Below are 22,806 nucleotides of genomic sequence, written 5' to 3'. Positions count from 1 at the left end.
CGATCCCGACTCACCGGGTGAACGCGGTCATGTGGAACAGTCCGTGACGAGACCGTCACCGTGTGGCAGGACGGTCGTTGCACCGAGCACGGGTCTGACGGAGGTCGGCGATGGGCGAGCACAGGTGGCGCGGGTCGTCGCGGCCCACCGGAACCGGACCCGCCGGACCCGTGTCGACGGCCCGGCCCACCCGTGCACGGCGCGCGATCGTCGCCGCGGCCCTCACGGTGGCGGCCGGACTCGGGGGAGCGGGTGCCGCCCTCGCGGCGCCGTCGGACCCGCCCGCGCCGGCGCCGCCGACCGCCTCACCATCCGCGCCGGCCGACGGCCGCGCTCTCCGCGCCGACCTGCCGCTCGTCGGGACCGCCCCGCACTCGGCGACGCGCGCTCCTGCCTCGACCCGGACCGCCGACCCGGCCCCGACGACCGCCACCCGGTCGACCACCACCCCGACGACCACCACCCGGTCGACCACCGCCCCGACCGGCCCCACCCCGACGACCACGACCCGCACCACGGCCGCGCCGGCCCCGGCGCGGCCGGAGGGCGTCGCCGGGACGCCCTGCACCGCCACGGCCCGCGCGTGCGTCGACCTCGCGTCGCGGACCGCGTGGCTGCTCGACGGCGACCAGGTCGTCCGCGGCCCGGTGGCGGTCCAGCACGGCGGCCACGAGTACCCGACGCCGGTCGGGACGTTCACGGTGCAGTGGAAGGCCGAGCAGTACACCAGCCGCGAGTTCGGCTCGCCGATGCCGTACTCGGTGTTCTTCGCGCCGGGCGGCGTCGCGTTCCACGAGGGCCGCCAGGACACCCCGTCGGCGGGCTGCGTGAAGCTCGTCCACGACGACGCCGTCGCCTGGTTCTCCTACCTTCAGGTGGGCGACGAGGTGCAGATCCACTGACTGCGGCGCCCGCTGCGGCACGCAACCCGGCGGCGCCCGCGCGGCCCGCACGCATCGTCGCGAAGATCCGGGCTCGCCCTCTCCGCTTTCGCTTCTACGCAGGGTAGAATCGCAGACGTGCCGAGTCTGGGTGAGTTGGAACGGGCCGTGATGGAGGTCCTCTGGGCCGCGTCCGGGCCCCAGACCGCGCGCGAGGTGCAGGAAGCCCTCGCCGAGCGGGACCTGGCGACGACGACGGTGCTGACGGTGCTCGGTAGGCTCGAACGCAAACAGCTGGTGACGCGCACCCGCGACGGGCGCGCGCATCACTACCAGCCGGTGGCGAGCCGGGAGGACCATGTGGCCGAGCTGATGCGCGACGCGCTGGACGCGGCGCCCGACCGGGGCGCGGCGCTGGCCCGTTTCCTGGGCTCCATCCCGCCCGACGAACGCGCCGCCCTGCGCGACCTGCTCGGCTGACGCCGCGCCGTCAGCCGACGTCCAGGCGTCATCGATGGAGCTGACCGCCCTCGGGCTCGTCGTGCTCGGGGTGCTGCTCGCCGAACCCGTGAGCCGCTCGCTCGCGTCGGCGCGTTGGCCGGCGCGCGACCCCGTGGGCGCGTTGCTGGTGTGGCAGGCGGTGGGGCTCGCGGGCGGGTTGTCGCTGCTGGGCGCGGGCCTGGTCTACGCGCTGGCGCCGCTCGGACAGAACCTGATCCCGGCGGTCGGCGGGCTGGTGCGGTCGATCGGCGGGGGCACGCTGCTGGTGGATCTCGGCGCGCCGCACCTCATCGCGCTCGTCGTGACGGTCCTGCTCGGCGCGCGCCTGCTCCTCGTCCTCATCAGCGTCACGGTCCGGACGCTGCGGGCGCGACGGCGCCACCGTGACCTGCTCGACGTCCTCGCGACGCCGTGGCCGGCCGCCCCCGGCACGCGGGTGCTCGACCACCCGATCCCCGTCGCCTACTGCCTGCCGGGGCGCAGCTCGCGGCTCGTCGTCTCGGCGGGTGTACTGGAACGGCTCGCGCCCGACGGGGTCCGCGCCGTGCTCGCCCACGAGCGGGCACACCTGACCGAGCGGCACGATCTCGTCGTGCTGCCGTTCGTGGCGTGGGGGGCGACGGCCCCGTTCGTGCGCGGCATGGTCTGCGCCCAGCTCGCGGTGGCGGCGCTGATCGAGATGCGCGCCGACGACGTCGCCGCCGGGTGCTCGGCCCAACGGGAGCTCGCCGGCGCGCTGCGCACCGTCGGCGGGTCGGCGCCGTCGGCCGCGTTGAGCTCGTTCACCTCGGCGGTCGACGCGCGGATCGCGCGGATCGCCGCACCGCCCGCCCCGCTGTCGCCGCTGGTGCGGGTCGGGATCCGGCTCGGCGCGGTCGCGCTCGTCGCGGTCCCGACGGTCCTGCTGCTCCAGTTCTGACCGCCTTCACCCCGGACCGCCGGACACACGGGACCGCCGTCCCCGGAACCCCGCCGAACCGGCCCAGCAGTCATCGTGAGTGGCGATGGCCGCCGTGGCGACCATCGCCACTCACGGACGAGCCCGACCTGCCAGCCCCGCCGGCTGCGAAGGCCGGCGTCGAGAGCCGGGACTCAGCCCATCGACTTCGCGCCGTCGATCGTCTCGCGGATGATGTCGGCGTGCCCCGCGTGCTGCGCGGTCTCGGCGACGATGTGCATCAGCACCCGCCGGACCGACCAGCGCGCGCCCGGCTCGAACCAGGGCGCCTCGGGCAGCGGGTGCGACACGCCGAGGTCGGCCAGCGACGTCACGACCTCGGTGGTGCGGGCGGCGACCCGCTCGTACTCGGCGAGCACGCCCTCCACGGTCTCACCCGGCAGCAGCCGGAACGAGTTGGCGTGGCCCTCGTAGTCGGGCTCCCCGTCCTGCCGGGCCGGGCCGTCGAGGATGAAGTCGACCCAGCTGCTCTCGGTCGCCGCGACGTGCTTGACGAGCCCGACCAGACAGAGCTCCGACACCGTCGGGGTGGCCGTCACCTGCTCCTCGTCGAGCCCACGCAGCGTGTTGACCAGGAAGAAGCGGTGCTTGGCGAGAGTCTCGAGATAGTCCGCCCGTTCGTCGGTGCCGCTCTGCGAGCTGGTGGCCTCGGAGCTGGTGGTCGTGGCGTTCATCGGGGTTCCTCCGGAATGTCCGTCGGGCGTTCTCTCCTGGTGTCGAACCCGACGTTACGGAGGCTTGTGGCCAGATCCTGACCGCAACGAGAACGATCTTCGAGAGATCTCGCGCGCCGCCGCCGGAAGCGTGCGCGGCGTAGCGTGGAACGGTGCCCGTCACACCACCTTCCGATCTTCCCGACACCCTCGCCGCGCTGCGGGCCTCCGGCCACGTGCAGCGCGGCGTCAAGGCCGAGATCCGCGAGAACCTCCTCGCCGCGCTGCGCGAGGGCCGTGACCCCTGGCCCGGCATCGTCGGCTTCGAGTCGACCGTCCTCCCGCAGCTCGAACGCGCCCTGCTCGCCGGGCACGACGTCGTGCTGCTCGGCGAACGCGGCCAGGGCAAGACCCGCCTGCTTCGCTCGCTGACCGGTCTGCTCGACGAGTGGACCCCCGTCATCGCCGGCTCCGAGCTGGGCGAGCACCCCTACGAGCCCATCGCCCCGGAGTCGGTGCGTCGCGCCGCCGAGCTGGGCGACGCGCTTCCCGTCGCATGGCGACACCGCTCGGAGCGCTACACCGAGAAGCTCGCGACGCCCGACACCGCCGTCGCCGACCTGATCGGCGACGTCGACCCCGTCAAGGTCGCCGAGGGCCGCTCCCTCGGCGACCCGGAGACCATCCACTTCGGGCTGGTCCCGCGCGCGCACCGGGGCGTCGTCGCGATCAACGAGCTGCCCGACCTCGCCGAGCGCATCCAGGTCGCGCTGCTCAACGTCATGGAGGAGCGCGACATCCAGGTCCGCGGCTACACGCTGCGGCTGCCGCTCGACGTCCTGCTGGTCGCGTCCGCGAACCCGGAGGACTACACCAACCGCGGGCGGATCATCACCCCGCTCAAGGACCGTTTCGGCGCCGAGGTCCGCACGCACTACCCGCTCGAGGTGGCCGACGAGGTCGCGCTCGTGGAGCAGGAGGCCGAGCTGGTCGCCGACGTGCCACGCCACCTGATCGAGGTCGTCGCCCGGTTCACCCGGCACCTGCGCGAGGCCTCCGCGGTCGACCAGGCCTCCGGCGTCTCGGCCCGGTTTGCGGTCGCCGCCGCCGAGACCGTCGCGGCCGCGGCGCTGCGCCGTGCGGCGATCACGGGGGAGTCCCGCGCAGTCGCCCGGCCGGTCGACCTCGACTCGGTCCCGGCGGTGCTGCGCGGCAAGCTGGAGTTCGCGTCCGGCGAGGAGGGGCGCGAGGAGGAGATCCTCGAGCACCTGCTGCGCCGCGCCACCGCCGACACCGCACGGTTCGCGCTGCGCGGCGTGGACCTGTCCGAGCTGACCGACGCCGTCGGCACCCGCCCGGTCCGCACCGGCGAACGTGTCCCGGCCGCCGAGGTCGTGGCGGCGTTGCCGCAGGTCCCGGCGCTCACCGAGGTCGCGACCCGGCTCGGGGCGTCCGGCACCGAGGACCCGGGACCGATGGCCTCGGCCGCGGAGCTGGCGCTGGAGTACCTGTTCCTGACGCGCAAGCTCGCCAAGGACGAGTCCGACGACGGAGACACGGTCAGCTATGGCTGATGGGCCGGGCGGGAAGAGGCACCGTCGGCGGCGGCGCTACGCCTACGGGCCCTACGCCGGCGGGCCCGACCCGCTGGCGCCGCCGTTCGACATCCGGTCTGCCATGGACCAGATCGGCCGCGACGTCATGGAGGGCAGCTCGCCGCGGCAGGCCCTGCAGGAGCTGCTGCGACGGGGCATGGAGGGCCGCCGCGGTCTCGACGACCTGTCCCGCCAGGTGTGGCAGCGCCGGCGCGACCTGCAGCGCGACAACCGGCTCGACGGCACCCTGCAGCAGGTCCGTGAGCTGCTGGAACGGGCGATGAACGCCGAGCGCGACACCCTGTCCCGTGACGAGGACACCCCGACGTCCGAGGACGCGCGCTTCCGCGAGATGCAGCTCGACGCGCTGCCCACCGACACCGGCGGGGCGGTGCGGGAGCTCTCGGGGTACGACTGGCGCTCGTCGGAGGCCCGCGAGGCCTACGAGGAAATCCGCGACCTGCTCGGGCGCGAGATGCTCGACCAGCGCTTCGAGGGCATGAAGGAGGCGATGCAGAACGCGAGGCCGGAGGACGTCGAGCGCATCCGCGAGATGCTCGACGACCTCAACTCGCTGCTGCAGAACCACGCGGAGGGTCGGGACACCACACAGCAGTTCGCCGAGTTCATGCAGCGGCACGGCGAGTTCTTTCCCGAGAACCCGCAGAACACCGACGAGCTCGCCGACCTGCTCGCCGCCCGGGCCGCGGCGGCACAGCGGATGCTCAACTCGATGTCGGCCGAGCAGCGCGCCGAGCTGATGGAGCTGTCGCAGCAGGCGTTCGGCGACCCGCGGCTGGCCCAGGCGCTCGCGCAGCTCGACGCCAACCTGCAGGGCCTGCGGCCCGGCGAGGACTGGCAGGGCTCCGGACGGTTCCGTGGCGACAACCCGCTGGGCATGGGGGAGGCCACCCGGGCGCTGGAGGAGCTCGGCCGGCTCGACTCGCTCGCCGAGCAGCTCGCCCAGAGCTACCCCGGTGCCCGGATGGAGGACATCGACCTCGACGCCGTCGGCGAGCTGCTCGGCGACGAGGCCCGGGTGGACGCGCGGACACTGGCCGAGCTGGAGCGCGAGCTGCAGCGCCAGGGCCTGTTCGAGCGGGCGCCCGACGGGTCGCTGCACCTCTCGCCCAAGGCGTTGCGCCGGCTCGGGGAGTCCGCGCTGCGCGACGTCGTCGACAAGATGGGGGCGCGCCGCGGGGAACGCGAGACCCGCCGCTCCGGCGCCGCGGGCGAGGCGACCGGGGCGACCCGGGCGTGGGCGTTCGGCGACACCGAGGCCTGGTCGGTGCCCCGCACCCTGCTCAACGCCCAGCTGCGGCAGGCGGGCGGGGACACCCGCACCCTCGACGTGAGCGACGTGGAGGTCGTCGAGACCGAGCAGCGGACCCGGGCCGCGGTGGCGCTGCTCGTCGACACCTCGTGGTCGATGGTGGCCGAGGGCCGGTGGGTGCCGATGAAGCGCACCGCGCTGGCGCTGCACCAGCTGATCTCGACGCGCTTCCGCGGCGACGACCTCGCGCTGGTCACGTTCGGGCGGCACGCGCAGACCGTCGAGCTGGGCGAACTCGTCGGGCTCGACGGCGTGTACGCGCAGGGCACCAACCTGCACCACGCGCTGCTGCTCGCGGGCCGGCACCTGCGCCGCCACCCCGACGCGATGCCCGTCGTGCTCGTGGTGACCGACGGCGAGCCGACGGCCCACCTCGAACCCGACGGTGGGGCCTACTTCGACTACCCGCCGAGCCCGTACACGTTGCGCGCCACCGTGTCCGAGATCGACCGGCTCACCGGGCTCGGGGCCGCGTTCACGTTCTTCGTGCTCGGCGACGACCCGCGGCTCGCCGCCTTCATGGACGACGTCGCGCGGCGCTGCGGCGGCCGTGTCGTCGCGCCGACGCTCGACGGGCTCGGCGCCGAGGTCGTGTCGGACTACCTACGGACCCGGCGGCGCTGACCCCGCCCGTGCCCGGCGGCGCTGCGGACCCGCGCGCCGTCGGGTACAGGTGGGGTCGTGGCTGTCTCCCCGACGGGTGTGTCCGTGGCCGCCGCCCGCCGGGCGCGGCTGGCCGTCGCGCTGACGTTCGCGGCCAACGGGTCGCTGTTCGGGTCGTGGGCACCGCGCGTCCCGGAGGTCAAGGCGCTGCTCGGGCTGTCCGACGGCGTCCTCGGGCTCGCGCTGCTCGCTCCCGGCGCCGGCTCGCTGATCACGCTGCCACTGGCCGGCGGGATCGCGGCGCGCTGGGGCAGCGGCCGGACGACGCGGTGGGCGCTGCCGCTGTTCTTCGCGTCGTCGCTGCTGATCGCGTGGGCCGCTCGTCCGGGTGGCAACGCCGCCGAACTGTTCGGTGCGCTGTTCGTCTTCGGCGCGGCGATGGGCGCGCTCGACGTGCTGATGAACGCCCAGGGCGTCACGGTCGAGCAGGCGTACGGCCGCTCGGTGCTGTCGTCGTTCCACGCGGTGTTCAGCCTGGGTGCGCTCGGCGGGACCGTGATCGGGAGCCTCGCCGCGGGCTGGCACATTCCGCTGGTGGCGCAGTTCGGGGTGCTCGGCGCGGCCTGGCTGGTCGTGGTGCTGCCCGTCGCGCGCGGGTTCCTGCCCGACCCCCCGGTCCCGGAGGACGCCGCGCCGACGCCGGTGTTCGCGCTGCCGCGCGGCCCGTTGGTCCCGCTGGCGATCGCGGCGTTCGCCGTGCTGCTCGCGGAGGGCTCGACGGCCGACTGGTCGGCGGTGCTGCTGCGCGACTCCCTCGGCGCCGGGCCGGCCGCCGCGGGCGCGGCCTTCGCCGCGTTCTCGGCGACGATGACCCTGGGCCGGCTCGTCGGCGACCGGGTGCTCACCCGGCTCGGGCGGCGGCGGGCGGTGCGGTTGTTCGCCGGGTTCGGCGCGACGGGCCTGGCCGCGGGGCTGCTCGTCGCGGAGCTCACGGCGGGTTCGTCGGTCGCCGTCGTCGCGGCGGTCGCGGGGTTCCTGCTGCTCGGCGCGGGCATCTCGATCACCTTCCCCGCGCTGCTCGCCGAGGCGGGCGTCACGGGCCCGCGAGCCGCGCCGGCGCTGGCGGCGGTGTCCTCGGGCGGGTACCTGGGGTTCCTGGTCGGGCCGACGGTGATCGGCGGGCTCGCGGAGCTGACGTCGCTCGGGGTGGCGATCTGGTTCGTCGCGCTGGTCGCGGCGGCGCCGGTGGTGCTGGTGCGCCGGCGGCGCGTCGCGCCAGGATCGACGTCGTGACCGACGACCCGGGTTCCGACCGCAGCGCCTGCTGCGACGGCTGTGGCACCCCGTACGACCCGGCCGACCCGTCGGCGGCGCTGGCCTGGGCGCGCCAGTGCGACACCGACGGGACGGTCACCCGGCTCTGCCCGATGTGTGTCCGGGCCCACGCCCGCGACATCGAGACCCGCCTGCCGGCGCAGTGGTGGACGCCGTGATCCCACGGGCCGCGGTGTTCCCCGGCGTGATCGAGCCGCTCCGTTCCCGGCGGCCCACCGCGTAAGTTGTCCTCATGCAACCCTGGGCTCCGGTCGACGTCCCCCGGCTCGAGGGCAGCGGCCCGCCGCTGCGCCTGCACGACACCTCCACCGGTCGGGTCCGGCCCACCGCTCCCGGGCCAGAGGCCACGATGTACGTCTGCGGCATCACCCCCTACGACGCCACCCATCTCGGCCATGCGGCCACCTATCTGGCCTTCGACCTGGTCAACCGCTACTGGCGCGATCTCGGCCACGACGTGCACTACGTCCAGAACGTCACCGACATCGACGACCCGCTGCTCGAGCGCGCCGCCCGCGACCAGGACGACTGGGTCGTCCTCGGGATGCGCGAGACGGCGCTGTTCCGCGAGGACATGGAGGCGCTGCGGGTCGTGCCGCCGCGGCAGTACATCGGCGCGGTCGAGGCCATGGGCGAGATTGCGGAGTTCGTCGGCAAGCTGCTGGCCGGCGGCAGCGCCTACCGCATCGACGACCCCGAGTTCCCGGACGTCTACTTCGACAGCACGGCGAGCGGGCACTTCGGCTACGAGTCGAACTACGACGAGCAGACGATGATCGCCCTGTCGCGCGAGCGGGGCGGCGACCCCGACCGGCCGGGCAAGCGGCACCCCGCCGACGCACTGCTGTGGCGGATGGCCCGCGAGGGCGAGCCGTCGTGGGAGTCCGACCTCGGTGCGGGACGTCCCGGCTGGCACGTCGAGTGCGCGGCGATCGCGCTCAACCGCCTCGGTGACCAGATCGACCTCAACGGCGGCGGCTCCGACCTGATCTTCCCGCACCACGAGTTCGGCGCCGCGCACGCCGAGGCGCACACCGGCGTGCACCCGTTCGCCCGGCACTACGTGCACACCGGGATGATCGGCCTCGACGGCGAGAAGATGTCGAAGTCGCGCGGCAATCTGGTGTTCGTCTCCAAGCTCCGTGCCGACGACGTCGACCCGAACGCGGTGCGGCTCGCCCTGCTGTCGGGGCACTACCGCACCGACCGTGCCTGGACCGACGACCTGCTGGAGGCGGCGCAGCAGCGGCTCGCCCGCTGGCGCGAGGCGGTGACGCTCGACGCCGGACCCGACGCGACCGAGACCGTCGCGAACCTGCGCGCGCACCTGGCCGACGACCTCGACACCCCGCGCGCGCTCGCGGCCGTCGACGCGTGGGCCGGGGCCGCGCTGGAGCGCCGCGGCACCGACGCCGCCGCCCCGGCCACGATCCGCACGGCGGTCGACGCGCTGCTGGGCGTGAAGCTCTGAGGGGACCCCATGGCGCGCAACGTCCTCGGCGGTGAGCTGCAGACCTGCGGCACCGACCCGATGACCGGCTTCTACCGCACCGGCTGCTGCGACACCGGCGCGGAGGACGTGGGCGTGCACACGGTGTGCGCCCGCGTCACCGCCGAGTTCCTCGCGTTCAGCGCGCGGGCCGGCAACGACCTCTCGACGCCGCGGCCCGAGTGGGGCTTCGCCGGGCTGCGGCCGGGGGACCGGTGGTGCCTGTGCGCCGACCGCTGGGCCGAGGCCCACCGCGCAGGGGTGGCGCCGCCCGTCGTGCTGGAGGCGACGCACGCGCGCACCCTCGAATGGGTCGACCTCGCCGACCTGCAGGCGCACGCCGCGACCTGACCGGGCTCAGGCGGTCGTCGGTGCCGTCCCGGTGGGGCCGGTGCCCGTGCCGGGGCCGTCGCCGCCCCGGTCGGCGCGTGGCAGCGTGGGCGGGCCCACGAGCAGCAGCAACGCCGCCGGCACGAGGAACGCGACCGCCGCCTCGGCGTGGTAGATCGGCGTGACGACGACCGGTCCCAGCGCGGCGAAGGCGAACCGGAACGACTGCACCACCGACGTCGCGCCACCCTGGTTCGACCGCGACGAGCCCAGCGCCAGCGCGTTCACCCCGACCAGCACGAGCTGCGTCGCGACGCCGCCGAACGCCCACAGCAGCGCGACCAGCCACACGGCGGGGGAGAGCCCCACCCCGGCGACGACGAGCGCGCCGAGCACGACCCCGGACAGCACGCAGCGCCGCGGTCCGACCTTGTCGACGGCCGAGCCGATGACCCGCGCCGTGAGGATCCCCGCGACCCCGAGCGCGGTGAGCAGCAGCCCGCGGCCCGCCGCGCCGAGCCCGAACGCGTCCTCCAGACGGAGGGCGACGAGGAAGTTCAACCCCGCCACGCACCCCCAGCCGAGGCCGCCGACGAGACCGATGCGCAGCACGTACGGCCGCCATGCACTGCGCAGCCGCGGCCGGGCCCGCGTCGCCGGCCGGGCCGTGGGTGGCAGGCCGACGGCGGCCAGCAGCGCCGCCGCGACCGCGACACCGACGAAGGCCAACCGCCAGTCGAACTCGGCGGCGAGTCCACCCAGCAGCGGCGCCGACGTCTGGCCCGCCGCCTGCAGCGACCCGAACCAGCCCAGCGCCCTGCCGAGCGCCCCCGGTTTCACCGAGCCCGCGACGACGGCCAGCAGCAGCGGCGTCGTGAACGCGTTCGCCGCGCCCTGCAGCACGCGCATCGCCAGGAACAGCGGCAGCCACGTCGCGAACACCGCCACCAGCGACGCCACGACGTAGACGAGGTAGGCGGTGAGCACGGCGCGCCGCCGTCCCCACCGCTCGCCGAGCGTGCCCGAGACCAGCATCAGGGCCGCGAACGGCACCAGGTAGGCGGTGACCGAGATCGACGCCGCGCTGGCGGAGATCCCGAAGTCCGCGCCCAGCTCGGGCAGCATCGACACGGTGATGCCGCCGCCGAAGGGGCCGAGGAACGCGCCCCCGAAGACCGCGGCCCGGGCGAGCCGCGCCCGCGGTCCCCGGGGCGGTCCCCCCGGCGTCGGCTGCGGGTGGGACCGTGAGTCGCAGGACGCGCCGGTCAGGAGCCCGAGCTCCCAGAACCGCGACGGCGCAGGTAGCGCTCGAAGTCGGCGGCGATCGCGTCGCCGCTGGCCTCCTCCAGGTCCGAGGCGGCGGCCTGCTCCTCCTCGGAGGCCTGCTCCTCGAGCTGGCGGACGTACTCGCGGACCTCGTCGTCGGCGTCGGCCATCTCCGAGACCGTCCGCTCCCACTCCTCGGCCTGCTCGGGGAGCCCGCCGAGCGGGACCTCGACGTCGAGGACCTCCTCGACGCGGTGCAGCAGCGCCACCGCGGCCTTGGGGACCCGCGCCTGCGAGACGTAATGGGGCACCGAGGCCCAGAACGACACCGCCGGCACCCCGGCCTCGACGCACGCCTGGTGGAAGACCCCGACGATGCCGGTGGGTCCCTCGTAGGACGACGGCTCGACCCGCAGCTCGCCCGCCGACCCGCGGTCGAAGGAGAACCCGCTGATCGGGGTCGGCCGGGTGTGCGGTGTCTCGGTCTGCATCGCGCCGAGCGTGATGACCTTCGTCACTCCGAGGGCCTCGACGTAGCCGAGCAGCTCGGCGCAGAACGAGCGCCAGCGCAGGTTCGGCTCGATGCCGTTGAGGAGGACCACGTGGCGGTCCGTCCCGGGCAGCGTCGCGACCGAGAGCCGCGTCGTCTGCCACTCGACACGTCTGCTCACGCCGTCGGAGAGCCGTACGAGGGGGCGTGTGACCTGGAAGTCGTAATAGTCCTCGGGGTCGATCGAGTCCAACGGCGTGGCATCCCAGCTCAGCTCGAGGTGTTCCAGCGCCGTGCTGGCCGCCTCGCCGGCGTCGTTCCAGCCCTCGAACGCCGCGATCATCACCGGCTCGTTGAGCTCGGGGAGATCGGGCCGTGGGTCTCGGCCCGGCACGCGATCGGTCATCGGGCCAGCCTACGGCGGACGGGCGCGCGGCGACGGCCCCGGTCGCCCGGCGGCTAACCTTGTCGCCGTGCCCGAACTGAACCCCGATGGTCACGACACGTCGTTCCTCGACACGCTCGCTCGGCGTGTCGTCGTCGCCGACGGCGCGATGGGCACCATGTTGCAGGCCGCGGACCTGACGCTCGACGACTTCGCCGGTCTCGACGGCTGCAACGAGATCCTCAACGACACCCGGCCCGACGTCGTCCGCCGCATCCACACCGGCTACCTGGAGGCAGGGGCCGACGCCGTCGAGACCAACACCTTCGGCGCGAACCTGCCCAACCTCGCCGAGTACGACATCGCCGAGCGCATCCGCGAGCTGGCGGAGAAGGGCGCGCGGCTGGCCCGCGAGGCCGCCGACGAGCTGTCGACGCCCGACCGGCCGCGCTACGTGCTGGGCTCGGTCGGGCCGGGCACCAAGCTGCCCACCCTCGGCCACGAGAGCTTCGCCCGGCTGCGCGACGCCTACACCGAGTGCGGCATCGGCCTGCTCGCGGGCGGCGCCGACGCGTTCGTCATCGAGACCTGCCAGGACCTGCTGCAGGTCAAGGCGGCCGTGCTCGGTGTGCGGCGCGCGATGGCGGCCGAGGGCCGCCGGATCCCGATCATCACCCAGGTCACCGTCGAGACCACGGGGACGATGCTGCTGGGCAGTGAGATCGGCGCGGCGCTGACCGCGATCGAGCCGCTGGGCGTCGACCTCATCGGGCTCAACTGCGCCACCGGCCCCGCCGAGATGAGCGAGCACCTGCGGACGCTGTCCAAGCACGCTCGCATCCCGCTGTCGGTCATGCCCAACGCCGGGCTGCCGCAGCTCGGGCCGAACGGCGCGGTCTACCCGCTCTCGCCCGACGAGCTGGCCGAGGCGCTCTCGACGTTCGTGCGCGACTACGGGCTGCGGCTCGTCGGCGGCTGCTGCGGCACCACCCCCGACCACGTGCGTGCGGTGTCCGAGGCCGTCGCCGCGGTGACGCCCGCGGTGCGCGACCCCCGCCCCGAGCCGGGCGTGAGCTCGCTGTACGCCTCGGTGCCGTTCCGCCAGGACACGTCGGTGCTCATGGTGGGGGAGCGGACCAACGCCAACGGCTCCAAGGCCTTCCGCGAGGCGATGATCGAGGAGCGGTGGGAGGACTGCGTCGCGATCGCCCGCGAGCAGACCCGCGACGGCGCGCACATGCTCGACCTCAACGTCGACTACGTGGGTCGCGACGGTGTCGCCGACATGGCCGAGCTCGCCGGCAGGCTCGCGACCGCGTCGACCCTGCCGATCATGATCGACTCGACCGAGACCGAGGTCGTGCAGGCCGGGCTGGAGCACCTCGGCGGCCGCTGCATCGTCAACTCGGTCAACTACGAGGACGGCGACGGCCCCGGGTCGCGGTTCCAGCGCACGATGGCCGTCGTCCGCGAGCACGGTGCCGCCGTCGTCGCGCTCTGCATCGACGAGGAGGGGCAGGCCCGGACCGCGGAGTGGAAGGTCCGGGTGGCCGACCGGCTCATCCGGGACCTCACCGCCAACCACGGCATGCGCGTGGAGGACATCGTCGTCGACGCGCTGACGTTCCCGATCACGACGGGCCAGGAGGAGGTCCGCCGCGACGCCCTGGAGACGATCGAGGCGATCCGGGAGCTCAAGCGGCAGTACCCGACCGTGCAGACCACGCTCGGCATCTCCAACGTCTCGTTCGGGCTCAACGCCGCCGCCCGCCAGGTGCTGAACTCGGTGTTCCTGCACGAGTGCGTCACGGCCGGGCTCGACACGGCCATCGTGCACGCGTCGAAGATCCTGCCGATGTCGAAGATCCCCGACGAGCAGCGCTCGGTGGCACTCGACCTCGTCTACGACCGGCGCCGCGAGGGTTACGACCCGCTGGCGCGGTTCATGGAGCTGTTCGAGGGGGTCACGGCGTCGTCGGCGAAGGCGGGCCGCGCCGAGGAGCTCGCGGCGCTGCCGCTGTTCGAACGGCTGGAGCGGCGCATCGTCGACGGTGAGCGGGTCGGCCTGGAGGCCGACCTCGACGCCGCGCTCGAGGAGCGCCCGGCGCTGGAGATCATCAACGACGTCCTGCTGTCCGGCATGAAGACCGTCGGCGAGCTGTTCGGGTCGGGCCAGATGCAGCTGCCGTTCGTGCTGCAGAGCGCCGAGGTCATGAAGACCGCCGTCGCCCACCTCGAGCCGCACATGGAGAAGACCGACGCGGCGGGCAAGGGCACGATCGTGCTGGCCACGGTCAAGGGCGACGTGCACGACATCGGCAAGAACCTGGTCGACATCATCCTGAGCAACAACGGCTACACCGTGGTCAACCTGGGCATCAAGCAGCCCATCTCGACGATCCTGTCCGCCGCGCAGGAGCACGGAGCCCACGCCGTGGGCATGTCCGGGCTGCTGGTCAAGTCGACGGTGATCATGAAGGAGAACCTCGAGGAGATGAACTCCCGAGGGGTGGCCGAGCAGCTGCCGGTGCTGCTCGGCGGCGCCGCGCTGACCCGCTCCTACGTCGAGAACGACCTGGCCGAGCTCTACCGGGGCCGGGTCTCCTACGCCCGCGACGCGTTCGAGGGGCTGCGGCTCATGGACGCGACGATGGCCAGGGCCCGCGGGGACGCACCCGCCGTCGACCCGGCCGAGGAGCAGAAGATCGCCGAGCGCAAGGCCCGGCACGAGCGGTCCAAGCGGATCGCGGCGAAGCGCCGGGCCGCCGAGGCCGAGGCCGCGGGACCGCTGCCGGAGCGTTCGGACGTCGCCCTCGACAACCCGCTGCCGACGCCGCCGTTCTGGGGCACGCGCGTCGTCAAGGGCATCGCGGTCGCCGAGTACTCCGGGATGATCGACGAGCGCGCCCTGTTCCTGGGCCAGTGGGGGCTGCGCGGCGCCAAGGGCGGGTCGGGCCCCTCCTACGAGGAGCTCGTCGAGACCGAGGGCAGGCCGCGGCTGCGGTACTGGCTGGAGCGGCTCGCCACCGAGGGTGTGCTCGCCAACGCCGCCGTCGTCTACGGCTACTTCCCGGCCGTCGCGGTGCGCGACGAGCTCGTCGTGCTCACCGAGCCGCGAGCCGACGCGCCCGAGCGCCACCGCTTCGCCTTCCCGCGCCAGCGCCGCGACCGCCACCTGTGCCTGGCCGACTTCTGGCGCCCGCGTGACCTCGCGATCGCCGCCGGTGAGATCGACGTGCTGCCGCTGCACCTGGTGACGATGGGCCAGCCCATCGCCGACTACGCCAACGAGCTGTTCGCCAAGGACTCCTACCGCGACTACCTCGAGGTCCACGGCCTGGGCGTGCAGCTCACCGAGGCGCTGGCCGAGTACTGGCACCGCCGGGTCCGCGAGGAGCTGACCTGGTCCACCGGCCGCACGCTGGCCGAGGACGACCCCGACGACGTCGAGGACTTCTTCAAGCTCGGCTACCGCGGCGCCCGCTACTCCCTCGGCTACGGCGCCTGCCCGAACCTCGAGGACCGCACGAAGATCGTCGAGATGCTCGAGCCGGGCCGGATCGGGGTCGGGCTGTCCGAGGAACTGCAGCTGCATCCCGAGCAGTCCACCGACGCGCTCGTGGCCCACCACCCGGAAGCGAAGTACTTCAATGCGGGGTAGCACACCGGCCGCCGTCCTGTTCGACATGGACGGCACGCTGGTCGACTCCGAGAAGCTCTGGGACCGTTCGCTCGTCGACACCCTCGCCCGGCTGGGCGGGGGACCGCTGACCGACGAGGCCCGGCGGGAGACCGTCGGCGGGAACCTCGAGTTCAGCGTCCGCGTGCTGCTGCGCGAGGCGGGTGTCGAGGCCACGCCGGCGCAGGTGGCGGAGACGGCCGGGCACCTGGTCGCGCGGACCGAGGAGCTGTTCGTGCGAGGGCTGCCCTGGCGGCCGGGCGCCCGTGAGCTGCTCGCCGCCGTGCGGGCGGCCGGGCTGCCCGCGGCGCTGGTGACCAACACCGGCCGCCGGCTCACCGACCTCGCGCTGCGCACCATCGGCACCGAGTGGTTCGCGGCGACCGTCTGCGGCGACGAGGTCGAGCACGGCAAGCCGGCGCCCGACGTCTACCTGCGGGCGGCCGAGCTGCTCGGGGTGCCGATCACGGAGTGCCTGGCCGTCGAGGACTCCCCGACCGGGGCGCTGGCGGCAGAGACCGCGGGTGCGGCGGTACTCGTCGTGCCGTGCGAGGTTCCGGTGCCCGCCGCGCCCGGCCGCGTGCACCGCGACACCCTCGCCGGCCTCGACGTCGACGGGCTCGCCGCGGCGTTCCTCACCGTTCGTGTCGGCGCGGTCACCGGTGCGCGGTAACCGGTCGTCGATACCCTTCTGACCTGGGTGTCCCTCTCGTCGCCGTGCCATCCGGCGCAGCACGGCCCCCGGTGGAAGCACGACCCCGTCCCCGATTCGTGGGCCGTCACGACGACGGACGACACTGGACGGGGAAGGAGATACTCGACGTGAAGACATTCGACGGGCTCTTCGCCGAGCTCAGCGAGAAGGCGGTGTCCCGCCCCGAGGGCTCGGGCACGGTCGCGGCCCTGGACGCCGGAGTGCACGCACAGGGCAAGAAGCTGCTCGAGGAGGCCGGCGAGGTCTGGCTGGCCGCCGAGCACGAGTCCGACGACGCGCTGGCCGAGGAGATCTCCCAGCTGCTCTACCGGGCCCAGGTCATCATGATCGGGCGTGGGATCCGCCTCGAGCACGTCTACAAGTACCTGTGACCGACATCTGAGAACAGCCCGATCCGATGCAGCTCGAAAGTAGGAAAGCCATGCTCCGCGTCGCGCTCCCGAACAAGGGCACCCTCGCCGAGCCCGCGTCGACGATGATGCGTGAGGCCGGCTACCGGCAGCGCTCCGACTCCCGCGACCTCAGCATGATCGACGAGGAGAACCAGATCGAGTTCTTCTACCTGCGGCCGAAGGACATCGCCACCTACGTCGGCTCGGGCGACCTGCAGCTGGGGATCACCGGCCACGATCTCATGGAGGAGTCCGGCAGCCAGGTCCAGTCGGTGCTGGCGCTGGGGTTCGGCGCCTCGAAGTTCCGCTTCGCGGCCCCGGCCGACCGCGACTGGAAGATCGAGGACCTCGACGGCAAGACCATCGCGACGTCCTACCCGCGGCTGGTGCGCTCCCACCTCAGCGGCAAGCGGATCGGCGCGAACATCGTCAAGCTCGACGGCGCCGTGGAGATCTCGGTGCAGCTCGGCCTGGCCGACGCGATCGCCGACGTCGTGTCCTCGGGCCGCACGCTGCGCCAGCACGGCCTGAAGATCATCGGTGACCCGATCGCCGAGTCCGAGGCCACGCTCATCGAGCGCGAGCCGCGGCTCGACCGGCACGAGTCCGACGAGGTCAAGGGCCTCAAGAAGGTGTTCACCGAGCGGCTGCGCGGCGTCGTCTACGCCCGGCAGTACCTGATGCTCGACTACGACTGCCCCAAGGCCGTCCTCGAGCAGGCCACCGGGATCACCCCCGGCCTCCAGTCCCCGACGATCGCTCCGCTGGAGCGCGAAGGCTGGGTCGCCGTCCGGTCGATGGTCACCAAGAGCAGCGCGAACGCGATCATGGACAAGCTGGCCGCCATCGGCGCGCGCGCCATCCTCACCTCGGAGATCCGCTCCTGCCGAGCGGTCGACGGCCGCGACGTCTGAGCCGTCCCCCGCCGGCCGGGACGGCTCAGCGGGGCGCGACCGTCAGGGCCTGCGCGACGCGCCCGGTGTGACCGGCCTCGTCGTGCAGCACCGCGGACACGGTTCCCGCACCGGCCGGGCCGATGACCGTGGTCGCGTCGACGCCGATCCACTCGCCCGTCGGCGGCCGGTGGACGTGCAGCGACAGCTCGGTGTTGAGGAACAGCCAGTCCCGCACGTCGAGCGCCGAGCCGATCCCGTTCGCGGAGTCGGCGGCCACGACCAGCCGTTGCAGCGGTGTCGGCTGCTCGCCCGCGACGAGCGGCACCCGCTGCCGGCACCACGCCGTGCCCGGCCCGGGCTCGCCGAGTCCGCCCGCGAGCATCCGCCAGTCGATGGTGTCGACGAACCCCGGCAACCAGCGGTCGGGGCGCTGCTCGTAGGGCGTCGCGGCCTCGGGTCCCGGGAGGTCGGGTGCGGCCCCGACCGTCACCTCCGAGGTGTCGGCCCGGACGTAGCGCCAGCCCCGGGCCTGGAGCACCGTCCGGCCCCCGGCGACGAGCTCGGCCTGCAGCAGCTCGATCCGTCTGCCCGGTCGCAGCACCTGGGTCGAGACCTCGACCTCGCCTGCCGGGATGGGGCCCAGCACCTCCGTCGTCAGCCGGGCCAGGCGCAACGGGACGTCGGGGTCGGGGGAGGGCCACCGCTCGATGGCGCGGGCCAGCAGCGCCGACGGCGGGCCTGCGTGCTGGGCGTCGGCGAACCAGGGGCCCGTCGTGGAGAAGGTCGCGCGGAACCGCCGGTCCTCGCCGTCGAGCGGGAGGTAGTAGGGCTCCCCACCGCTCTCGGTGCTGCTCTCGGTGTCGGTCACGTCCCGATCATGCCGAGTCGGCCGCGAACCCGACGCGGCCGGGTGGGGCGGCGCGGCCGGGCGCGCCGGCGGTCCGCGGGCGCGCCGGCAGGACACTCGGGGGTGCGCCGGTTGCGCGCGCTCGGGCAGGCTCCGACGGTCGGGCGGTCTCCGACGGTCGGGCGGAGCGCTCGACCCGGCCGGCGACGTGCCGACTCGCGTGGTCGCGCCCGACGCCGGTGGCGCCGGCTGCTCAGCCGTCGTCCGGGAGCGGTTCCTCGTCGGTGCTCGGCCAGCCCGGGTACGGCGGCGGGGTGCCGCCCCACTCCGGGCAACGTTCGCGGTGCCGGCAGAACCGGCACATGCCGCTGCGCCGGGGAGGGAAGTCGCCCTCGCGGCCGGCGGTCCGGATCGCCGTCCAGAGCGCGTCGAGCACCCGGGCGAAGCGGCGCAGCTCGTCGGCGTCGGGGGAGTAGCTCAGCCACTGGCCCGCGGGCAGGTAGAGCAGCCGCAGCTCGTCGGGGACGGTGCCGCGCAGCTGCAGCAGCGCCAGCGCGTAGAACTTCAGCTGGAACATCGCCGCGGCCTCGCCGCTCTCGTGCGGGATCCGCCCCGTCTTGTAGTCGACGACGCGCAGCCCGCCGCCGGGCAGCACGTCGATCCGGTCGACGAACCCGCGCAGCAGCAGCCCGCCCCCGGGGCCGCGCTCCGCACCGGACCCGGCGTCGGGTCCGGTCTCGGATCCGGTCTCGGGTCCGGTCTCGGGTCCGGTCTCACGGCCGGGGAGGAGTGCGGGGCCCAGCTCGGTCTCGACGAGCAGCTCGACGGACTCGGCCTCGACGGCGGCCGGGTCCTCCAGCACGAAGTACGCCTCGACCAGGTCGTGGACCGACGCGAGCCAGCCCGCGAACCCCGCGTCGGCCGGGACCGGCCGGTCCCGGCCCTGCTCGGCCGCCGGCGCGCGCCCGCCGGGCCCGCGCGCTCCCGGGCCGCCCACGTCCGGATCGCGCCCGGCCGCTTCGCGCCCGGCCGAGTCCGTCGCGGCTAGGTCCCGCACGGTCAGGTCCCGCACGGCCGGGTCCGGCACGGCCGGGTCCAGCGCGGCGAACAGGGCGTCGGCCAGGCCGGGCGACGAGATGACGAGGTCGACCCAGGCGGGACCGACCATGGCCGCGGCGGCCTCCCGGGTGCGTTCGGCGGCGGGCAGCGCGAAGAGCCGCTCCAGCACGGCGTGCACGAGCGTCCCGCGGACCTGCGGCCGGCCGGGGAGCTCGGGCAACCGGTCGATCGCGCGGTAGCGGTACAGCAGCGGACAGGTCCGGAAGTCGACGGCGCGCGACGGCGACAGCGCGGGCCGGCGCCGCGGCCGCGGCTGCCCGGGGGCCGCCGCCGCGTCGCGCCGGGGGGCCGGGACGGGGGTGCGGGGCGCGGCCGGGCTGCCCGTCGTGCACACACCCGGCTCGGCCACATGAGCACCGTATGCGCACGCCCCGACACTCCCGGACGCCACCCGAGCACCGAAGGGCGGTGTGCCCACGTCGAGGCGGCTCGGGGGCGGCGGGTTCGCACCGGATAGCGTTGCGCCCCGTGCCCGACCCCGCCACCGACCTCGCACCCGAGGCCCTGCAGACCCCGCCGGACGTCCCGGCCACGCCGGATCGGCAGGCTCCGGACGCCGACGCCCTCCCCCGGCGCGGCGGCCCGTTCCGCCCCGGCGACCGGGTCCAGCTGACCGACCCGAAGGGGCGCAAGTACACCGTCCTGCTCGAGGAGGGCGGCCAGTACCACACCCATCGGGGAGGTCTCGCGCACGACGACCTGATCGGCAAACCCGAGGGCAGCGTCGTCGTCTCGCCGGTCGGCACCCCGTACCTGGCGCTGCGCCCGCTGCTGGCCGACTACGTGCTGTCGATGCCGCGCGGCGCCGCGGTGATCTACCCCAAGGACGCCGCCCAGATCCTGATGTGGGGCGACGTCTTCCCGGGCGCGCGGGTGCTCGAGGCGGGCGCCGGCTCGGGCGCGTTGACGTGTTCGCTGCTGCAGGCGGTCGGGCCCGCGGGCACCGTCACGTCGTACGAGATCCGCGAGGACCACCTGCGACACGCCGAGACGAACGTCGAGAAATTCTTCGGTGATCATCCACCCAACTGGAGCTTGCGTCTCGGCGATCTGAACGGTCACGACGGCGCCGCCGAGCCCGTCGACCGCGTCGTCCTCGACATGCTCGCGCCGTGGGACGTGCTGGAGACGGTGCGCTCCGCGCTGATCCCGGGCGGGGTGCTGGTCGGTTACGTGGCGACGACGACCCAGCTGTCCAAGCTGACGGAGACGCTGCGCGAGATGCAGTGCTGGACCGAGCCGCAGGCATGGGAATCGCTGGTGAGGCCGTGGCACGTGGTCGGCCTGGCGGTCCGTCCGGAGCACCGCATGATCGGTCACACAGCGTTCCTGGTGACGGCCCGCCGGCTCGCCGACGGCGTCGTCCCACCCCGCCCGCAGCGCAGACCGACCAGTCGCTGACGACGTTCGGACGAGCGTCGGGCGATTCCGCGGTTACCGAGCCGAGACGGGGGAACGGAGTCAAGGTGCCGACCGGCTGAGTGGCGGATCACCGATTCGCCGCAACACCCATACGGCGCTGCCCAGGTACCGTATGGAAACGGAACACGGAGGGAGGATGCCGTGAACCCCTTTGACGGTCCCGGCACGCACGGGGCGGGTGACCCGGGGAACCTGACCCCCGCTGAAGCCGCCGCGCAGATCCGATTCCTCGAGGAAGAGGTCGCGCTCCTGCGCCGGAAGCTCACCGAATCCCCGCGGCAGACCCGCGTGCTCGAGCAGCGGTTGGCCGAGTCGGCCAGCCGGCTCTCCCAGCTCAGCGCACGCAACGAGAAGCTGCAGGAGACCCTTCGCGAGGCACGGACCCAGCTCGTCGCGCTGCGCGAGGAGGTCGAACGGCTCGCACAGCCGCCGAGCGGCTACGGCGTCTTCCTGTCCCGCTACCCGGACGAGACCGTCGACGTGTTCACCTCGGGGCGCCGGATGCGCGTCGCGGTGTCGCCCGCCGTCGAGACCGCCGACCTGCAGGCGGGGCAGACGGTCCGGCTCAACGAGGCGCTCACCGTGGTCGAGGCGGGCGACTTCGAGCGCATCGGCGAGGTGTGCGCGCTGCGCGAGGTGCTCTCCGAGCCCACGGCCGACGGCCTGGCCGGGCGTGCGCTGGTCGTCGGCAACGCCGACGAGGAGCGGGTCGTGTGGCTGGCCGCGCCGCTGACGCTGGCCACCGACCACCCCGACTTCGTGCCGCTCAAGCCCGGCGACTCGCTGCTCGTCGACTCCAAGGCCGGTTACGCCTACGAGCGGGTGCCCAAGGCCGAGGTCGAGGACCTCGTGCTGGAGGAGGTGCCCGACGTCGCGTACGAGGACATCGGCGGTCTGTTCCGGCAGATCGAGATGATCCGCGACGCCGTCGAGCTGCCGTTCCTGCACGCCGAGCTGTTCCGGGAGTACGAGCTGCGCCCGCCCAAGGGCGTGCTGCTCTACGGGCCCCCCGGCTGCGGCAAGACGCTCATCGCCAAGGCGGTCGCCAACTCGCTGGCCAAGAAGATCGCGGCCCAGCGCGGCGACGACCCCGACGAGGGGCGGGCGTTCTTCCTCAACATCAAGGGCCCGGAGCTGCTCAACAAGTTCGTCGGCGAGACCGAGCGGCACATCCGGCTGATCTTCCAGCGGGCGCGGGAGAAGGCGTCGGCCGGCACCCCGGTCATCGTCTTCTTCGACGAGATGGACTCGATCTTCCGGACCCGCGGGTCGGGTGTCTCCTCCGACGTGGAGACGACGATCGTGCCGCAGCTGCTCGCGGAGATCGACGGCGTCGAGGGCCTCGAGAACGTCATCGTCATCGGCGCGTCGAACCGCGAGGACATGATCGACCCCGCGATCCTGCGGCCCGGCCGGCTGGACGTGAAGATCAAGGTCGAGCGGCCCGACGCCGAGGCGGCGCAGGACATCTTCTCGAAGTACCTCACCGACACCCTGCCGATCCACGTCGACGACGTCGGGGAGTTCGCGGGCAGCCGCAAGGCGACCGTCGACGCGATGATCCAGCGCGTCGTCGAGCGGATGTACGACGAGTCGGAGGAGAACCGCTTCCTCGAGGTCACCTACGCCAACGGTGACAAGGAGACCCTGTACTTCAAGGACTTCAACTCGGGCGCGATGATCCAGAACATCGTCGACCGGGCGAAGAAGTCGGCGATCAAGTCGGTGCTGGAGACGGGCCAGCCGGGCCTGCGGGTCCAGCACCTGCTCGACGCGATCGTCGACGAGTTCGCCGAGAACGAGGACCTGCCCAACACCACCAACCCGGACGACTGGGCGCGCATCTCGGGCAAGAAGGGCGAGCGGATCGTCTACATCCGCACGCTGGTCACCGGGAAGAACACCGAGACCGGGCGC

General features: G+C 73.7%; 20 protein-coding genes. 15 read left to right on the top strand and 5 right to left on the bottom strand.

Annotation, left to right across the window (positions count from 1 at the left end; translation table 11 throughout):
- The first annotated feature begins 110 nt into the window (after nucleotides 1–110).
- From PSD17_RS17250 to PSD17_RS17240, 3 genes are all read left to right on the top strand, one after another.
- On the top strand, nucleotides 111–902 hold the full coding sequence (locus tag PSD17_RS17250; RefSeq protein WP_339123502.1) for a L,D-transpeptidase: 792 nt from the start codon (nucleotides 111–113) through the stop codon (nucleotides 900–902).
- Between the two features lie 117 nt (nucleotides 903–1,019).
- Nucleotides 1,020–1,361, top strand: coding sequence for a BlaI/MecI/CopY family transcriptional regulator (locus tag PSD17_RS17245; protein WP_013675448.1), 342 nt, complete (start codon nucleotides 1,020–1,022; stop codon nucleotides 1,359–1,361).
- A gap of 34 nt (nucleotides 1,362–1,395) precedes the next feature.
- On the top strand, nucleotides 1,396–2,301 hold the full coding sequence (locus PSD17_RS17240; protein WP_339123500.1) for a M56 family metallopeptidase: 906 nt from the start codon (nucleotides 1,396–1,398) through the stop codon (nucleotides 2,299–2,301).
- Nucleotides 2,302–2,474: 173 nt separating this feature from the next.
- On the opposite strand, the gene PSD17_RS17235 is transcribed toward PSD17_RS17240, so the two are convergent.
- Complete coding sequence (locus PSD17_RS17235) at nucleotides 2,475–3,014, bottom strand: DinB family protein (RefSeq protein ID WP_013675446.1); 540 nt, start codon at nucleotides 3,012–3,014, stop codon at nucleotides 2,475–2,477.
- A gap of 152 nt (nucleotides 3,015–3,166) precedes the next feature.
- On the opposite strand from PSD17_RS17235, the gene PSD17_RS17230 reads away from it, so the two are divergent.
- The 6 genes from PSD17_RS17230 to PSD17_RS17205 all read left to right on the top strand — a co-directional run bounded on the left by PSD17_RS17230 (nucleotide 3,167) and on the right by PSD17_RS17205 (nucleotide 9,699).
- Nucleotides 3,167–4,567 carry an ATP-binding protein gene (locus tag PSD17_RS17230; protein WP_013675445.1) on the top strand — a complete coding sequence of 467 codons (1,401 nt, stop codon included), beginning with the start codon at nucleotides 3,167–3,169 and terminating at the stop codon, nucleotides 4,565–4,567.
- Nucleotides 4,560–6,545: a vWA domain-containing protein gene (locus PSD17_RS17225; RefSeq protein ID WP_339123498.1), complete on the top strand. Its 1,986-nt coding sequence runs from the start codon at nucleotides 4,560–4,562 to the stop codon at nucleotides 6,543–6,545. The genes PSD17_RS17230 and PSD17_RS17225 overlap by 8 nt, the downstream gene beginning before the upstream one ends.
- A 57-nt stretch (nucleotides 6,546–6,602) precedes the next feature.
- On the top strand, nucleotides 6,603–7,817 hold the full coding sequence (locus PSD17_RS17220) for an MFS transporter (RefSeq protein WP_339123497.1): 1,215 nt from the start codon (nucleotides 6,603–6,605) through the stop codon (nucleotides 7,815–7,817).
- The gene (locus PSD17_RS17215; RefSeq protein ID WP_339123496.1) at nucleotides 7,814–8,017 is read left to right on the top strand and encodes a hypothetical protein; all 204 of its coding nucleotides are present in this window, start codon (nucleotides 7,814–7,816) and stop codon (nucleotides 8,015–8,017) included. The genes PSD17_RS17220 and PSD17_RS17215 overlap by 4 nt, the downstream gene beginning before the upstream one ends.
- Nucleotides 8,018–8,091: 74 nt before the next feature.
- The gene (gene mshC, locus PSD17_RS17210; protein WP_339123494.1) at nucleotides 8,092–9,330 is read left to right on the top strand and encodes a cysteine--1-D-myo-inosityl 2-amino-2-deoxy-alpha-D-glucopyranoside ligase; all 1,239 of its coding nucleotides are present in this window, start codon (nucleotides 8,092–8,094) and stop codon (nucleotides 9,328–9,330) included.
- A 9-nt stretch (nucleotides 9,331–9,339) separates the two neighbouring features.
- The gene (locus tag PSD17_RS17205; RefSeq protein WP_013675439.1) at nucleotides 9,340–9,699 is read left to right on the top strand and encodes a DUF2237 family protein; all 360 of its coding nucleotides are present in this window, start codon (nucleotides 9,340–9,342) and stop codon (nucleotides 9,697–9,699) included.
- Between the two features lie 6 nt (nucleotides 9,700–9,705).
- On the opposite strand, the gene PSD17_RS17200 is transcribed toward PSD17_RS17205, so the two are convergent.
- On the bottom strand, nucleotides 9,706–10,803 hold the full coding sequence (locus tag PSD17_RS17200; RefSeq protein WP_233899052.1) for an MFS transporter: 1,098 nt from the start codon (nucleotides 10,801–10,803) through the stop codon (nucleotides 9,706–9,708).
- A gap of 140 nt (nucleotides 10,804–10,943) precedes the next feature.
- Nucleotides 10,944–11,840 (bottom strand): PAC2 family protein, encoded by an 897-nt coding sequence (locus PSD17_RS17195; protein ID WP_013675437.1) that lies wholly within the window; start codon nucleotides 11,838–11,840, stop codon nucleotides 10,944–10,946.
- A gap of 67 nt (nucleotides 11,841–11,907) precedes the next feature.
- On the opposite strand from PSD17_RS17195, the gene metH reads away from it, so the two are divergent.
- The 4 genes from metH to hisG all read left to right on the top strand — a co-directional run bounded on the left by metH (nucleotide 11,908) and on the right by hisG (nucleotide 17,519).
- Nucleotides 11,908–15,480 carry a methionine synthase gene (gene metH, locus PSD17_RS17190; RefSeq protein WP_339123491.1) on the top strand — a complete coding sequence of 1,191 codons (3,573 nt, stop codon included), beginning with the start codon at nucleotides 11,908–11,910 and terminating at the stop codon, nucleotides 15,478–15,480.
- Nucleotides 15,470–16,171 (top strand): HAD family hydrolase, encoded by a 702-nt coding sequence (locus PSD17_RS17185; RefSeq protein ID WP_339123489.1) that lies wholly within the window; start codon nucleotides 15,470–15,472, stop codon nucleotides 16,169–16,171. The genes metH and PSD17_RS17185 overlap by 11 nt, the downstream gene beginning before the upstream one ends.
- 149 nt (nucleotides 16,172–16,320) lie before the next feature.
- The gene (locus tag PSD17_RS17180) at nucleotides 16,321–16,584 is read left to right on the top strand and encodes a phosphoribosyl-ATP diphosphatase (protein WP_013675434.1); all 264 of its coding nucleotides are present in this window, start codon (nucleotides 16,321–16,323) and stop codon (nucleotides 16,582–16,584) included.
- Between the two features lie 50 nt (nucleotides 16,585–16,634).
- A complete protein-coding gene (hisG, locus tag PSD17_RS17175) occupies nucleotides 16,635–17,519 on the top strand; it encodes an ATP phosphoribosyltransferase (RefSeq protein WP_013675433.1) in 885 nt (294 codons plus the stop codon).
- 25 nt (nucleotides 17,520–17,544) lie between these two features.
- Here the strand turns inward: hisG and PSD17_RS17170 are convergent, their stop codons facing one another.
- A complete protein-coding gene (locus tag PSD17_RS17170; protein ID WP_013675432.1) occupies nucleotides 17,545–18,369 on the bottom strand; it encodes a thioesterase family protein in 825 nt (274 codons plus the stop codon).
- Between the two features lie 232 nt (nucleotides 18,370–18,601).
- The gene (locus tag PSD17_RS17165; protein WP_339123486.1) at nucleotides 18,602–19,816 is read right to left on the bottom strand and encodes a RecB family exonuclease; all 1,215 of its coding nucleotides are present in this window, start codon (nucleotides 19,814–19,816) and stop codon (nucleotides 18,602–18,604) included.
- Between the two features lie 119 nt (nucleotides 19,817–19,935).
- Between PSD17_RS17165 and PSD17_RS17160 the strand changes: the two genes are divergently transcribed.
- Nucleotides 19,936–20,868, top strand: coding sequence for a tRNA (adenine-N1)-methyltransferase (locus PSD17_RS17160; protein WP_013675430.1), 933 nt, complete (start codon nucleotides 19,936–19,938; stop codon nucleotides 20,866–20,868).
- 162 nt (nucleotides 20,869–21,030) lie between these two features.
- Nucleotides 21,031–22,806, top strand: a 1,776-nt coding sequence (gene arc / locus PSD17_RS17155; protein ID WP_445261016.1) for a proteasome ATPase, incomplete at its 3' end; no start/stop codon positions are given.

It is taken from the genome of Pseudonocardia sp. D17 (assembly GCF_036984265.1).
GTDB lineage: Bacteria > Actinomycetota > Actinomycetes > Mycobacteriales > Pseudonocardiaceae > Pseudonocardia > Pseudonocardia benzenivorans.
This window is presented reverse-complemented; position numbering and strand designations above follow the sequence as displayed.

What these genes read in the sequence shown, in the direction of transcription:
- PSD17_RS17250 (WP_339123502.1), top strand. Translation starts at nt 111, where the DNA reads ATGGGCGAGCACAGGTGGCGCGGGTCGTCGCGGCCCACCGGAACCGGA.
- PSD17_RS17240 (WP_339123500.1), top strand. Translation starts at nt 1,396, where the DNA reads ATGGAGCTGACCGCCCTCGGGCTCGTCGTGCTCGGGGTGCTGCTCGCC.
- PSD17_RS17235 (WP_013675446.1), bottom strand. Translation starts at nt 3,014, where the DNA reads ATGAACGCCACGACCACCAGCTCCGAGGCCACCAGCTCGCAGAGCGGC.
- PSD17_RS17225 (WP_339123498.1), top strand. Translation starts at nt 4,560, where the DNA reads ATGGCTGATGGGCCGGGCGGGAAGAGGCACCGTCGGCGGCGGCGCTAC.
- mshC (WP_339123494.1), top strand. Translation starts at nt 8,092, where the DNA reads ATGCAACCCTGGGCTCCGGTCGACGTCCCCCGGCTCGAGGGCAGCGGC.
- PSD17_RS17205 (WP_013675439.1), top strand. Translation starts at nt 9,340, where the DNA reads ATGGCGCGCAACGTCCTCGGCGGTGAGCTGCAGACCTGCGGCACCGAC.
- PSD17_RS17200 (WP_233899052.1), bottom strand. Translation starts at nt 10,803, where the DNA reads ATGCTGCCCGAGCTGGGCGCGGACTTCGGGATCTCCGCCAGCGCGGCG.
- PSD17_RS17195 (WP_013675437.1), bottom strand. Translation starts at nt 11,840, where the DNA reads ATGACCGATCGCGTGCCGGGCCGAGACCCACGGCCCGATCTCCCCGAG.
- PSD17_RS17185 (WP_339123489.1), top strand. Translation starts at nt 15,470, where the DNA reads ATGCGGGGTAGCACACCGGCCGCCGTCCTGTTCGACATGGACGGCACG.
- hisG (WP_013675433.1), top strand. Translation starts at nt 16,635, where the DNA reads ATGCTCCGCGTCGCGCTCCCGAACAAGGGCACCCTCGCCGAGCCCGCG.